Here is a 13299-nt window from a genome sequence, read left to right as displayed (position 1 = left end):
TCCGTGGGAGCGCTCCCATATTTGGCACGGCGGCCGGTCTTGTCAATGCCCGGGTACGGACCGGGAGCAGCCGGGCCCGCGGCTCAGTCGCCGAGCCGGTCGATCTGCCGGATCCGGTTCGTCACGTCCAGCGCGGCGACCTTGTAGGACTCCGCCAGCGTCGGGTAGTTGAACACCGCGTCGACCAGGTAGTCCACGGTGCCGCCGCAGCCCATCACCGCGTGCCCGATGTGGATCAGCTCGGTCGCCCCGGTGCCGAAGCAGTGCACGCCGAGCAGCTTCCGGTCGGCGGGCGAGACCAGCAGCTTGAGCATGCCGTGCGCGTCGCCGATGATCTGGCCGCGGGCCAGCTCCCGGTAGCGGGAGACGCCCACCTCGAACGGTACGGAGGCCTCGGTGAGCTGGTCCTCGGTCCGCCCGATGAAGCTGATCTCGGGAATGGTGTAGATGCCGATCGGCTGGAGGTCCTGGAGCCCGCGCACCGGCTCCCCGAAGGCGTGGTAGGCCGCGCTGCGGCCCTGCTCCATCGAGGTCGCGGCCAGCGCGGGGAAGCCTATGACGTCCCCTACCGCGTAGATGTGCGGGACGGCGGTCCTGTAGTTGCCGTCCACCTGGATCCGGCCGCGCTTGTCCGCCGTCAGGCCCGCCTTGTCCAGGCCGAGATCGTCGGTGAGCCCCTGCCGGCCCGCCGAGTACATCACCGCGTCGGCCGCGATCTTCTTGCCGCTGGCCAGGACGGTCAGCGTGCCGTGCTCGTGACGCTCGACCGCCGCCACCGTCTCGCCGAAGCGGAAGGTCACCGCCAGGTCCCGCAGGTGGTACCTCAGCGCCTCGACGATCTCCGCGTCGCAGAAGTCCAGCATCGCGTCGCGCTGTTCGACCACGGTGATCCTGCTGCCCAGGGCGGCGAACATCGAGGCGTACTCCATGCCGATCACCCCGGCGCCCACGATGACCATCGAGCGCGGCACCCGCTCCACGTCCAGCACGCTGTCGGAGTCCATCACCGTCCGGTCGTCGAACTCCACGGTCGACGGGCGGGCCGGCCTGGTCCCGGTGGCGATCACGATGTGGTCGGCGGTCAGCACCCGGTCCTGGCCGCCCGCGTCGGTGACCGCCACGGTGTGCTCGTCGAGGAAGCGCCCGGTGCCGTCGAGCAGCGTGATCCGGTTGCGGGAGAGCTGGTTGCGGACGACGTCCACCTCGCGGCCGACCACGTGCTGGGTCCTGGCCGTCAGGTCGGCGACGGTGATGTCCTCCTTGAGCCGGTAGCTCTGCCCGTACAGATCGCGCTGGTTGAGCCCGGTGAGGTAGAGCACCGCTTCGCGCAGCGTCTTGGACGGGATGGTGCCCGTGTGCAGCGACACCCCGCCCAGCCGGTCGGCACGGTCCACCAGGGCCGCCCGCCGTCCGAGTTTGGCCGCCGCGATGGCCGCCTTCTGCCCGCCAGGGCCCGAACCGATCACCAGCATGTCGAAGTCGCGCACCCGGCCAGTCTGTCAGCCGGGTGCGCCCCGCGTCACCGCTTCGCCGGGTGAAGAACAGCCGGCTACTGGAGGTGCTGCGGGCGGCGCAGCGGGGCGCGGCCCGGCGGCTGGGCCGGCGGCGGCCGGTGGACGACCGCGGGCAGGTCGCGGACCGCCGGCTTGTCGGGGGTGAGGGGGACCGGCTGCCCGTAGTGCAGGACCTCCAGCGGCTCGCCGGACGCCAGGGTGTACGTCACGGTGCTCCTGCCGATCTCCACCCGCAGCCGCCGGCCGCGGAAGAGCAGCCGGAAGGCGATCCGGCTGAGCGCCTCGGGGAGCCGCGGTGCGAAGCGGATCGAGTTGCCGTCGAACAGCCGCATCCCGCCGAAGCCGGCCACCAGCGCGGTCCAGGTGCCGGCCAGCGCGGCGATGTGCAGCCCGTCGCGCGCGTTGTTCTCCAGGTCCTCCAGGTCGATCATCGCGGACTCGCCGAGGTAGTCGTAGGCCAGCTGCAGATGGCCCACCTCCGCGGCGACCACCGACTGGCAGTAGGCCGAGAGCGAGGAGTCGCGGACCGTCAGGGGCTCGTAGTAGGCGAAGTTGCGGGCCTTCTGCTCGGCGGTGAAGGCGTCCCCGCGCAGGTACATGGCCAGCGCCAGGTCGGCCTGCTTGACCACCTGCTTGCGGTAGAGGTCGAAGTACGGGTAGTGCAGCATCAGCGGATAGCGTTCGGGACCGGTGTTCGCGAAGTCCCAGGTCTGGTGCTGGGTGTAGCCGGCGGACTGCTCGTGCACCCCGAGGTCGGCGTTGTACGGCAGGGTCATCGCCGCCGCCGCGTCCCGCCAGGCGGCCGTCTCCTCGTCGGTGACGCCGAGCGCCGCGGCGTGCCGCGGGTGCCGTTCGGCCGCGTCCGCCGCCGCGTTCAGGTTCGCCTGCGCCATCAGGTTGGTGTACGCGTTGTCGTCGCAGACCGCGCTGTACTCGTCGGGCCCGGTGACGCCGTCGATGTGGAAGGCGCCCGCGTGGTCGTGGTGGCCCAGCGAACGCCACAACCTGGCGGTCTCCACCAGCAGTTCGAGGCCGGTGTCGCGCTCGAAGTCCAGGTCGCCCGTCGTGGTCACGTAGCGGACGACCGCGTCGGCGATGTCGGCGTTGATGTGGAAGGCGGCGGTGCCGGCCGGCCAGTAGCTGGACGCCTCCTCGCCGTTGATGGTCCGCCACGGGAAGGCGGCGCCCGACAGGCCGAGCTGGCGCGCCCGGTCCTGCGCGGACGGCAGCATGTTGTACCGCCAGCGCAGCACTTCGGCGGCCGCCTGCGGCGCGGTGAAGGCCAGCAGCGGCAGCACGAAGGTCTCGGCGTCCCAGAAGGAGTGGCCGTCGTAGCCCGAACCGGTCAGGCCCTTGGCGGGAATGGCCCGCTCCTCGGCCCGTGCGCCGACCTGGAGCACGTGGAAGAGCGCGAAGCGCACCGCCTGCTGGATCTCGGTGTCGCCGTCCACCTCGACGTCGGCCCGCTCCCAGAAGTCGTCGAGGTACGCGCGCTGCTGGTCCAGCAGGCCCTTCCAGCCGGTGTCCCGCGCGCCCACCAGTGCCGCGTCCGCCTGGTCGCGCAGCGCGGGCAGCGAACGCGTCGCCGACCAGCCGTAGGCCACGAACTTCTCCAGCCGCAGCCGCTCGCCCGCCTTCACCACCGAGGTGACGGTCAGCCGGCTCACGTCCTCGCCCGAGTCCGCGGAGACCTGGGTGCTTGCCGGGCCGTCGACCAGGTGGTCGGCGGCCACCGCGAGCCGCAGCCGGCTGCGGGTGGTGGAGTGCACAAGCCGCAGCCTGGTGCCCCCCGCCCAGTTCTCCTCGGGCCGCAAGGGCGACTGGAGCGCCGCCGAGACCCGGGGGTCGCCCGGGGTGTGGGGCACCTCCTCGTTGGCGGCCAGCTCCGACTGCACCACCACCCGCACCTCGCCGTCCAGCGGCTCGACCTCGTAGGCGATGGCGGCGACCGCCCGCTGCTGGAAGGAGACCATCCGGGTGGAGCGCACCCGCACCGCCCGTCCGGCCGGCGACACCCACTCGCACACCCGGTGCAGCACCCCGGCCCGCAGGTCCAGCTCACGCTCGTGCCGGCGGACCGTGCCGTAGCGCAGGTCGAACGGCTCGTCGTCCACCAGCAGCCTGATCAGCTTGCCGTTGGTGACGTTGATGACGGTCTGCCCGGACTCGGGGTAGCCGAAGCCGGCCTCCGCGTACGGCAGCGGGTGCAGCTCGTGCAGGCCGTTGAGGTAGCTGCCGGGCAGGCCGTTGGGCTCGCCCTCGTCGAGGTTGCCGCGCCAGCCGATGTGCCCGTTGGACAGCGCGAACACCGACTCGCTCTGCGGCAGCAGTTCCAGGTTCAGCTCGGCCTCGCGGAGCGACCACGGCGACACCTCGTAGGCCGGGTCGGTGATCACGCGGTGGCCCCCAGCAGGTCGCCGAGGTCGGTGACCACGGTGTCGGCGCCGTGCCGCCGCAGCTCGTCGGCCTGCCCGGTGCGGTCCACACCGACCACGTACCCGAACCGCCCGGCGCGCCCGGCGTCCATGCCGACCAGGGCGTCCTCGAAGACCGCGGCCTCGCCCGGCCCCAGGCCGAGGTCGGCGGCCGCCTCCAGATACGTGTCGGGCTTCGGCTTGCCGCGCAGCCCGCGCTCCCTGGCGACCACCCCGTCGATCCGCACCTCGATCAGCTGCTCGATCCCGGCGGACACCAGGACGTCCCGGCAGTTCGCGCTCGAGGACACCACCGCGGTGCGCAGGCCCGCCGCACGTACCGCCTCCAGGTAGCGCACTGAGCCGGGGTAGGCCTCGACGCCCTCCTCGCGGATCTTGTCCAGCACGAGGGCGTTCTTGCGGTTGCCCAGGCCGTGGACCGTGTCGTGGTCGGGCGGGTCCTCCTCCTCGCCCTCCGGCAGCTCGATGCCGCGGGAGGCCAGGAAGGTGCGCACCCCGTCGGCGCGCGGCCGGCCGTCCACGTAGTCGTCGTAGTCCCTGGTGGCGTCGAAGGGCTTGGACTCCGGGCCCTGGAGGCGGCGCAGGAAGTCGTCGAAGGTCTCCTTCCACGCGGCGGCGTGCACCAGTGCCGTCGGAGTGAGGACGCCGTCGAGGTCGAAGAGGCAGGCGCGGATACCGCTGGGCAGGCCGATCTCGGTCATGACGCTGCTTGTGCCCGCTGACCCGGCAGGGTATGTCCCGTCGCGGTGAAGTCCGCCCGACTCGCCGAACGGGTCAGGCGGCGCCCTGGGCGCCCAGCCGGTTGATGTCCCGCGGCGACAGGATGTGCGGGCCCGCCCCCTCCAGCCGTACGACGGCGAGCATCGACCGGCCCAGCAGCTCGGTGGTGGTGAGCCGGTCGGGCACCACCCGGTGGGCCAGCGGGTAGAGCCAGGACGTCAGCCGGTAGATGATCCGGTAGGCCCGGGTGCGCGAGACCGCGCCGTGCATGGGCCGGATCCAGCCGGGCCGGAACATGTACGCCCGCATGTCCATCGCCAGCAGCGCGTTCTCCGTGCCGCCCTTGATCCTGGCCCAGGCCACCCCGCCCTGCTCGGTGCTGTCGGTGCCCGCGCCCGAGACGTAGGTGAAGGTCAGCGCCGGGTTGTCCGCTGCCAGCAGCCGGGCGGCGGCCAGCGGGAAGTCGCGGCTGACCCGCCGGTAGACCTCGGCGCTGTGCCCCGCGGTGGACACCCCCAGGCAGTAGAAGCAGGCGTCGGCGCCCGCCAGCTCGCCGGCGACGGGGGAGAGGTCGGTGAAGTCCGCGTGCGTGACCTCGCGCAGCTTGGGGTGTGTGATGCCCAGCGGGCTGCGTCCGACCGTGACCACCTCGGTCACCTCGTCGTCCAGCAGGCAGGCCCGCAGCACACCGTGTCCGACCATGCCCGAGGCACCGAAGACCACCACCTTCATCGCGGTCGCCGCCGCCTTCCTGCGTCCTCGCGGGTGCCCAGCGCACCCGCGGCCCGGACGATGGTAACGCCCCTGGCCCGCCGGTCAGTCGGCGATGGCCGCGATCTTGCGCAGATAGTCGCCTTCGGTGAGCCGGCCGAGGATGAAGTCGGCGACGTCGGCCCTGGAGACCGTCGGCACACCGCGCAGCTCCAGGTGCTCGCCGTGCCGGTAGCGGCCGGTGCGGGCGCGGTTGGTGAGCATCACCGGGTAGACCAGCGTCCAGTCCAGCGAACTGCGGCGCAGCACCTGCTCGCCCGCCGCCTTGTCCGCGTAGACCCGGCGCAGCGCGCGGTAGCTCAGCCGCGGCAGCGGCGGCACTTCGGCCAGCGTGTCGCCGACGCCGAGCCCGGAGAGCCACACCAGCCGGCCGACCTCGGCCTCCTCCATCGCGCGGACGATCCGCGGGGCGGCGGTGGCCATCACCTCGGGCGAGCGCAGGCCGCGCCAGGTGCGCTCCACGCCCAGCGTGCTCACCACGGCGTCGGCGCCGGTGACCGCCGCGGTCACCGCGACCTGATCGGCGGTCACCTGTCCGACCACGACCCGCAGGCCGTCCCTGGCGGGCGGCGCCTTGGCCGGGTCGCGCAGGAAGGCGGTCACCTCGTGACCGGCCGCCAGCGCCTGCCCGACGACCTGGCGCCCGGTGGCGCCGGTGCTGCCGAAGACCACGATCCGCACGGTGTCCTCCTGATGCTTGCGGGGCGGCACGGCGCGGGCCCGCGCGCACTGCGGCAGTCGGGTTCACCCCCGGGGAGACCGTCCGGCCTGCCGGATGGGGAAGACGGTGCCCGGCGGCAAGGACGAGGCGGTCGCCACCCTTGCACGGACCACGGGAGCCACCTTGCAGACACGCCGCGCCGCCGCCCTGTCGGCAGCCGCCGCAGCCCTGACCCTCGTCCCGCACCCGGCCGCCGCGCCCGGGCCGCCCCGGCCGGTTGCTGCTTCCGGAGCCGAGCGGCTCGTACGCCGTGGGCACGGTCGCGCTGCGGCTGGTCGACACCGTACGCCCCGACCCGTGGGTGCCGCAGCCCTACCGGGAACTGACGGTGAGCCTGCGCTACCCGGCGTCGGCCACCGGCGGCCGCCCCGGCGCCCCGCAGATGCTGCCGGGGAAGGCGGCCGGGTTCGCCGCGCTCGCCGCCTACACCGGGGTGATCGGCAAGGACGGCAACACCCCCCGTACGGTGCCCTCATGGGACGCGCTGTGGCGGCGCAGCCGCGGGTGGCACCGGGGGCTGAGCCTGGTCGGCGCCGAGCATGCGACCTACACCGACGCGGAGGCGCTGATCCCGCAGATCGCCCGCCGGTTCGGCCTTCCCGCCGAGACCGTCGCGGCGAACGTCGGCACCGTCGACCCCCTGGCGCGCGATCGCCGTCCAGCGCGCCTGCCTGGCCGCCTTCTTCGACGGCCGGTTGCGCGGCCGCGACGACCACGGCCTGCTCGACGGCCCGTCACCGCTCCTTCCCGGGGTGCGCTTCTTCTCCTGAAGCGCAGGTGAAGGTCCGGCTCCCGCCGGGGAAGCCCCTCGTGCCGCGACATGGCCCGGATACGCCTACGGGGGCCGTTCCCGCCGGTCAGGACGCCTGTACGCCTGCCGGTGCCGCTGCCGCCCGCCGGTCAGGCCGGGACCGGGCCGCGGATCTGCTCGACCGCGGTGACCAGCGGGGCGAGCCGGGGGTCGGCGGCGGCCTGGTCGAGGGCCTCGCGCAGCGATGCGTTGTTGGTCGGGCGGGCCGCGGCCAGCAGGTCGAGGCCCGCCGCGGTGACGTCGGTGTAGATCCCGCGGCGGTCGGTGGGGCACAGGTAGCGCTCCAGCAGCGCGCGTTCCTCCAGCCGGGTGACCAGCCGGGTGGTCGCGGACTGGCTGAGCACCACCGCGTCGGCGACCTGCTTCATCTGGAGCCGCCCGCCGGGGCCGTCGTGCTGCCTGCTGAGCACGTCGAGCAGCGAGAACTCGCGGACGCTCAGCCCGTGCCCGGCCTGGAGCGCACGCTCGAGGTGCGCTTCGATCCGACCGTGCAGCAGGGACAGCGCGCACCAGCCGTCGGCGAGTGCGGTCATAGCCGGATCCGTGGCGGTCATCTGTCCTCCAGGCCCTCCGTGGGCGTCGGCGCCCGGCCCAGGTGACGTGCGGGCGCAACCCCCACTCTAACGCGTTTGCAAGTAACCCGCGTGTGCAATTATTGTCGACGCTTGTTAGGCGCTTGCGCACTCACCTGGGAAGGGTATCCCCATGCCTCTCGCGCTCCTGGCCCTCGCCATCGGGGCCTTCGGGATCGGCACCACAGAATTCGTCATCATCGGGCTGCTGCCCCAGGTCGCAGGCGACTTCGGCGTGACCGTCCCGACCGCGGGCCTGCTGGTCACCGGCTACGCGCTCGGCGTGGTGGTCGGCGCGCCGCTGATGACCGTGCTGGGCACCAAGGTGACCCGCAAGCGGATGCTGATGCTGCTGATGGGCCTGTTCGTGGTCGGCAACCTGATCTCGGCCGCCGCCCCGGTCTTCGCCGTCATGCTGATCGGCCGGGTCGTCGCCTCGCTCGCGCACGGCGCGTTCTTCGGCATCGGGTCGGTCGTCGCCGCCGAGGTGGTGCCGCCGGCGAAGCGGGCCGGCGCCATCGCGACGATGTTCACCGGGCTGACGGTCGCCAACGTCGTCGGCGTGCCGCTCGGCACCCTCGTCGGGCAGGGCGCCGGCTGGCGGGTCACCTTCGTCATCGTGGCCGGCCTCGGCGTGTTCGGACTGCTCGGCGTCGCCCGCCTGGTCCCGGACCTGCCGCGTCCCGAGGGCGTGAGCCTGCGCCACGAACTCGCCGTCTTCCGCAATGTGCAGGTGCTGCTCGCGATGGGCATGACCGTGCTCGGCTTCGGCGGGGTCTTCGCTGCCGTCACCTACCTGGTGCCGATGATGACCGACGTCACCGGGTACGCCGAGGGGTCGGTGACCTGGCTGCTGGTGCTGCTCGGGCTCGGCATGGTGGTGGGCAACCTGGCCGGCGGCCGGCTCGCCGACCGGCGGCTGATGCCGATGCTGATGACCGCGCTGGGCGGCCTCGCCGTGGTGCTCGCCCTGTTCACCGTCACCGCGCACCACAAGGCCGCCGCAGCGGTCACCGTCTTCGCGATCGGCGCGCTCGGCTTCGCGACCACGCCGCCGCTGCAGAAGAGGGTCCTCGACCAGGCCGCGGGCGCCCCCACCCTCGCCTCCGCCGTCAACATCGGGGCCTTCAACCTCGGCAACGCCCTCGCGGCCTGGATCGGCGGCCTGGTCATCTCGGCTGGCCACGCCTACACCGCGACGAACTGGGTCGGCGTGGCCCTGGCCGGCGGCGCGCTGCTGCTCGCCGTGCTGTCGATGTCGCTGGAACGCGGCGGCGCCCGCAGGCCCGGCCGAATCGTCGCCCGCTCCGCGGGGCGCGGACCGGACGCCGGGGACGGCGGCTCCGCGGCGGGCGCCGCCGGCGCCGGGCTCAGCTCCCCGGGGACACGCCCACGCTGACGTAGGTCACCCCGACCAGCGCGGTCTGCGCGCCGGGACTGGTCGGCGCCGGTACGAAGCCGACCGTGCCGGTGCCGTAGCAGGGCAGGTTCAGGGTCTGCGGGATCGCGACGGCCAGCCCGTAGGCCTTGATCTCGGTGGCCGGCGCGGCCGACACGGAGTTGCCGAAGCCGACCATGTCGCGGTCGGCGGCGGTGCCGGTGTAGCCGACGGTCGCGGTGGTCGGGGCGTTGCCCGCGACCAGCTGGACGGACACCTGCTGGCCCGCCAGCGGGTGACCGGTCGAGGCGGGTGTCACCGGGCCGAAGCAGCCGACCTTGATGACCGCGCCGATCGTCACGCCGTTGACCTGCCCGACGAAGGTCTGACCGGGACCGACGGGCAACGGGGAGACGGCCGCCGCGCCGGCCGAGGACAGGCCGACCGTACCGGCCAGCACGGCCAGTGCCGCGACGGTGCCCGAGGAGCGTAAGTGGTGGTGCCTGCTGCGCATGCCTACCTCCGGAGTGGAAAGCCGGGGCCGTCCGCGGCCCCGGTGGCGAGGGGCGAACTGTGCGGGAGCACCAGCATGCTAGCGAGCCGCGGCGCGAACCGACCCCGGCCGTCGGCCGGCTGTCGCGCGGCCCGGCCCGCAGGCGGAGCCGCGGCATCCGGTCGCACCACCCCGCTGGCGGGGTGCCCGGGCGCGCGGTAGGACAGGAGGTGCGAAGCCGCGGCAGGCGGGCAGACTCCCCGCCGACCGCCGGCAGCCCCAGAAGGGACGGACATCGTGGCACGACCGAGGATCCTCGTGGTGGGTGCGGGTTTCGCCGGGGTGGGATGCGTGCGCAGACTCGAGCGCAATCTCGCCCGGGACGAGGCGGACATCTGCCTGGTGACCCCGTCCTCCTACCAGCTCTACCTCCCGCTGCTGCCGCAGGTCGCCTCGGGCATCCTGACGCCGCAGTCCATCGCGGTCTCGCTGCGCCGCAGCAGCAAGTACCGCACCAGGATCGTCCCCGGCGGCGCGATCGGCGTGGACACCAGGGCCAAGGTCTGCGTGGTCCGCACGATAACGGACGAGATCGTCAACGAGCGGTACGACCACATCGTGCTCGCCCCCGGCAGCGTCACCCGCACGTTCGACATCCCCGGCCTCGTCGAGAACGCCCGGGGCATGAAGACGCTCGCCGAGGCGGCCTACGTCCGCGACCACGTGATCGCGCAGCTCGATCTCGCCGACGCCTCCCACGACCCGGTGGAACGGGCCTCGCGGCTCCAGTTCGTCGTCGTCGGCGGCGGCTACGCCGGCACCGAGACAGCTGCCTGCCTGCAGCGGCTGACCACCGCCGCGCTGCACCGCTACCCGCGGCTCGACCCGAAGCTGATCAAGTGGCACCTCATCGATGTCGCACCCCGGCTGATGCCGGAGCTCGGCGAGAAGCTGGGGCTCAGGGCGCAGAAGATCCTCCGGGACCGCGGTGTCGAGATCTCCCTCGGGGTGTCGATCGCCAAGGCGGGCCCCGAGGAGGTCACCTTCACCGACGGCCGGGTGGTGCCCACCCGCACCCTGATCTGGACCGCCGGCGTCGTCGCGAGCCCGCTGATCGCCACCCTCGGCGCCGAGACGGTGAAGGGCCGGCTCGCGGTCGACGCGGAGATGACGCTGCCGGGCGCCGACGGGGTCTTCGCGCTCGGCGACGCGGCGGCCGTACCCGACCTGGCCAAGGGCGAGGAGGGCGCGGTCTGCCCGCCCACCGCGCAGCACGCGATGCGCCAGGGGTCGAAGGTCGCGGACAACGTCATCGCCGCGATCCGGCACCAGCCCCTGAAGCCCTACCGGCACCGGGACCTGGGCCTGGTCGTCGACCTCGGCGGCAGGGACGCGGTCTCCAAGCCGTTCGGCATCGAACTGCGCGGCGTGACCGCCCAGGCGGTCGCCCGCGGCTACCACTGGTCGGCGCTGCGCACCAACGTCGCCAAGACCCGGGTGATGACCAACTGGCTGCTCAACGCGGTGGCAGGCGACGACTTCGTGCGCACCGGCTTCCAGTCCCGCAAGCCGGCCACCCTGGTGGACTTCGAGTTCACCCACGCGTACCTGTCGCCCGAGGAACTGCGCGAGCAGGTCGGCGAGGCGGTGCCGCACCCGTAGGCGGCGACCGCCTGGGAGCGCCCGGCCGCACGGATTCCGTGCGGCCGGGCGCTCCCACGCTGTCCTGTGCCGTGCGCGAGAACGCGGGGACCGCCCTCAGTCGGCCAGGTCGTTCAGGAAAGCCGAGCCGGGCTGCTCCTCCCCGCTCTCCTCCTCGTCCTCCCACAGCGAGAACCACACGGTCTTGCCCTCCGACTCCGGCCGCACGCTCCACTGGCCCGACAGGATGTCCAGCAGCATCAGCCCGCGGCCCGAGGACGCCATCTCGCCGGGGGCCCGCTGGTGCGGCAGCTCGTCGCCGTTGTCGGACACCTCCACCCGCAGCACGCGGCGGCCCGGTACGCCGGTGAGCGACGCGGTCAGCGCCGCCGACTGGTCGGTGTGCATCAGGACGTTCCCGACCAGTTCCGACGTCAGCAGCACAGCGGTGTCCACCTGGTCGGGCTGCGCCCAGTCGTGCAGCAGCGCCTGGAGCTCGGCACGCGCCTCGGACAGCCCCTCGGCCTGGTCCTGCTCGATGGTCAGCACCAGCTTGCGCTCAGGGACCACCCGCTGCTGCACCCCGGCGTCCCGGCGCAGCAGCAGCAGGGCGATGTCGTCCTCGTTGCGCGGCGCGAGGTCGGCGCGGACACCGGCGGCGTCCGGCTCGCGCCGCGAGCCGTCCTCGCCGGACGCGGGCTGTGCGGACTGCTGGAGCGGGTGGTGGACGGTGCGGATCAGGCGGTCCGCGATGCCCTCCAGGTCATCGGCCGACCCGGGGGAGAACGCGTCCCTGACCCGTACCCAGCCGCTGTACATGTCGTGCCCGCCGGTCTCGATCAGGCCGTCGGTGCACAGCAGCAGGATCTCCTCCGGCTGCAGCTCCAGATCGGTGACCGGGTAGTCCTCGGTGCCCGGCATCAGGCCGAGCGGCAGACCGCCCCCGACGTGCTTGAGCATGCAGGTGCCGTCCGGCAGCCGCAGCACCGGGTGGGGGTGGCCCGCCCTGGCGATGTGCAGCATCCCGGTGGAGGGCTCCGCCTCGATGTAGAGGCATGTGGCGAAGCGGTCCTCGTCCAGCGCGGCCAGGAACCTGGACGACCTGGCCAGCACCGCGTCCGGCCCGTGGCCCTCGGCGGCGTAGGCGTGCACGGCGGTACGCAGCTGGGCCATCAACCCGGCCGCGTGCACGTCGTGGCCCTGCACGTCGCCGATCACCACCGCCAGCCGGCCGCCGGACAGGTTGATCACGTCGTACCAGTCGCCGCCCACCACGAGTCCGCCGCCGGTCGGCACGTAGCGGCTGGCCACCGTCATCCCCGGCACGGCGGGCACCGCCGCGCCCATGCTGCGGCGCAGTCCCCGGGACAGCGCGAGTTCCGCGCTGCTGGTCCTGGTCCGCTCCAGCGCCTGGGCGATCAGCCGGGCGGTCACCACCAGCAGGGCGCGCTCGTCGGCGGTGAAGGCCATCGGCTGGCGGAAGGCCATCAGGCACACCGCGCTGATCCGCCCCGAGGTCACCAGCGGCAGGAAGGCCCAGGACACCCGGCCGTGCCGGGCGGCCAGCGGCCAGGTGGCCGGAAAGCGCTCGCCGTACTCCTCGGGCGAGGACAGGTAGACCGGCCGGCCCGACCTGACCACCTCGGTTGCGGGGAAGGCCGTCGTCACCGGCATCCGGAAGACCCGCTCGGGAGTGTTGCTGCGGTATCCGCACTGGCCGATGACATTGAGGAACTTGTCGGTGACGCCGAAGACCACCAGGCCGTCCAGGCTGAAGTCCGGGGTGAAGAGCCTGGTCACCGTCTTGAGGGCCGCGGTGAGCGTCTCCGCCTCCGCCAGTTCGTGACCGGTCTCGAGCAGCAGTGCGTCGTGCCGCCTGCCCTGGACGGGGCGCGCCCCCGTACCGCCCGTCGGGCCCGCGGCGCCGGACCCCGCGTCGGTAGGGGGGCCGCCGGCCTCCGGCTCGAAGCGGTTCATGGCGTCGATCTGCCGCAGCTCCGCGTCGGGTCCTGCCCCCGGCTCGGCTCCCGCCTCGGCGCCCGGCTCCGCTCCGGGGCCGTCCCCCGGCCCGGCTCCGGTGTCCGACTCCGACTGCTCGTGCTGCGCCGGACCCTCTGCTCCCGTGCCCATCCGGCGCCCTCTCGCCACAGGGGTGGTCCTGTCGGTACCCATGCTCTGCGACGACCGCGGTCCTCGCATGCGGAGCGTCCCGGCGGGTCGACGGGGGGCGATGTGCTGCAGGG

General features: G+C 73.3%; 11 protein-coding genes. 3 read left to right on the top strand and 8 right to left on the bottom strand.

All coding sequences use genetic code 11. The features are described from left to right. Positions 1–83 precede the first annotated feature (83 nt). The 5 genes from sthA to ACGFMP_RS29085 form a co-directional block, all read right to left on the bottom strand. A complete protein-coding gene (gene sthA, locus ACGFMP_RS29105; protein ID WP_393676006.1) occupies positions 84–1487 on the bottom strand; it encodes a Si-specific NAD(P)(+) transhydrogenase in 1404 nt (467 codons plus the stop codon). Positions 1488–1549: 62 nt separating this feature from the next. Next, on the bottom strand, positions 1550–3910 hold the full coding sequence (locus tag ACGFMP_RS29100; RefSeq protein ID WP_393676005.1) for a glycoside hydrolase family 65 protein: 2361 nt from the start codon (positions 3908–3910) through the stop codon (positions 1550–1552). After that, the gene (locus ACGFMP_RS29095; protein ID WP_393676004.1) at positions 3907–4650 is read right to left on the bottom strand and encodes an HAD family hydrolase; all 744 of its coding nucleotides are present in this window, start codon (positions 4648–4650) and stop codon (positions 3907–3909) included. The genes ACGFMP_RS29100 and ACGFMP_RS29095 overlap by 4 nt, the downstream gene beginning before the upstream one ends. A 73-nt stretch (positions 4651–4723) precedes the next feature. Continuing rightward, on the bottom strand, positions 4724–5401 hold the full coding sequence (locus ACGFMP_RS29090) for an epimerase (protein WP_393676003.1): 678 nt from the start codon (positions 5399–5401) through the stop codon (positions 4724–4726). Between the two features lie 84 nt (positions 5402–5485). Then, entirely contained in the window at positions 5486–6121 is a 636-nt protein-coding gene (locus tag ACGFMP_RS29085) for an NAD(P)-dependent oxidoreductase (RefSeq protein WP_393676002.1), read from the bottom strand. Between the two features lie 257 nt (positions 6122–6378). Here ACGFMP_RS29085 and ACGFMP_RS29080 point away from each other — a divergent pair, with 257 nt between their 5' ends. Then, positions 6379–6942 (top strand): hypothetical protein, encoded by a 564-nt coding sequence (locus tag ACGFMP_RS29080; RefSeq protein WP_393676001.1) that lies wholly within the window; start codon positions 6379–6381, stop codon positions 6940–6942. Between the two features lie 119 nt (positions 6943–7061). On the opposite strand, the gene ACGFMP_RS29075 is transcribed toward ACGFMP_RS29080, so the two are convergent. Then, complete coding sequence (locus ACGFMP_RS29075; protein WP_393676000.1) at positions 7062–7526, bottom strand: MarR family winged helix-turn-helix transcriptional regulator; 465 nt, start codon at positions 7524–7526, stop codon at positions 7062–7064. A 151-nt stretch (positions 7527–7677) separates the two neighbouring features. Between ACGFMP_RS29075 and ACGFMP_RS29070 the strand changes: the two genes are divergently transcribed. Next, positions 7678–8943 carry an MFS transporter gene (locus ACGFMP_RS29070; protein WP_393675999.1) on the top strand — a complete coding sequence of 422 codons (1266 nt, stop codon included), beginning with the start codon at positions 7678–7680 and terminating at the stop codon, positions 8941–8943. Here the strand turns inward: ACGFMP_RS29070 and ACGFMP_RS29065 are convergent. Beyond that, positions 8915–9436 (bottom strand): hypothetical protein, encoded by a 522-nt coding sequence (locus ACGFMP_RS29065; RefSeq protein WP_393675998.1) that lies wholly within the window; start codon positions 9434–9436, stop codon positions 8915–8917. The genes ACGFMP_RS29070 and ACGFMP_RS29065 overlap by 29 nt on opposite strands. Before the next feature lie 273 nt (positions 9437–9709). Here ACGFMP_RS29065 and ACGFMP_RS29060 point away from each other — a divergent pair, with 273 nt between their 5' ends. After that, entirely contained in the window at positions 9710–11077 is a 1368-nt protein-coding gene (locus ACGFMP_RS29060) for an NAD(P)/FAD-dependent oxidoreductase (RefSeq protein WP_393676052.1), read from the top strand. 96 nt (positions 11078–11173) lie between these two features. Here the strand turns inward: ACGFMP_RS29060 and ACGFMP_RS29055 are convergent, their stop codons facing one another. Next, positions 11174–13186: a SpoIIE family protein phosphatase gene (locus ACGFMP_RS29055; protein ID WP_393675997.1), complete on the bottom strand. Its 2013-nt coding sequence runs from the start codon at positions 13184–13186 to the stop codon at positions 11174–11176. Positions 13187–13299: the final 113 nt, after the last annotated feature.

Origin of the sequence: Streptomyces sp. NPDC049040 (assembly GCF_043197715.1) — a bacterium.
In the GTDB taxonomy this organism is placed as follows: Bacteria; Actinomycetota; Actinomycetes; order Streptomycetales; family Streptomycetaceae; genus Actinacidiphila.
Note: the sequence above shows the minus strand (reverse complement) of the source record. Positions and strands in the feature narration are given on the sequence as shown.

What these genes read in the sequence shown, in the direction of transcription:
- ACGFMP_RS29095 (WP_393676004.1), bottom strand. Translation starts at nt 4,650, where the DNA reads ATGACCGAGATCGGCCTGCCCAGCGGTATCCGCGCCTGCCTCTTCGAC.
- ACGFMP_RS29090 (WP_393676003.1), bottom strand. Translation starts at nt 5,401, where the DNA reads ATGAAGGTGGTGGTCTTCGGTGCCTCGGGCATGGTCGGACACGGTGTG.
- ACGFMP_RS29075 (WP_393676000.1), bottom strand. Translation starts at nt 7,526, where the DNA reads ATGACCGCCACGGATCCGGCTATGACCGCACTCGCCGACGGCTGGTGC.
- ACGFMP_RS29070 (WP_393675999.1), top strand. Translation starts at nt 7,678, where the DNA reads ATGCCTCTCGCGCTCCTGGCCCTCGCCATCGGGGCCTTCGGGATCGGC.
- ACGFMP_RS29065 (WP_393675998.1), bottom strand. Translation starts at nt 9,436, where the DNA reads ATGCGCAGCAGGCACCACCACTTACGCTCCTCGGGCACCGTCGCGGCA.
- ACGFMP_RS29055 (WP_393675997.1), bottom strand. Translation starts at nt 13,186, where the DNA reads ATGGGCACGGGAGCAGAGGGTCCGGCGCAGCACGAGCAGTCGGAGTCG.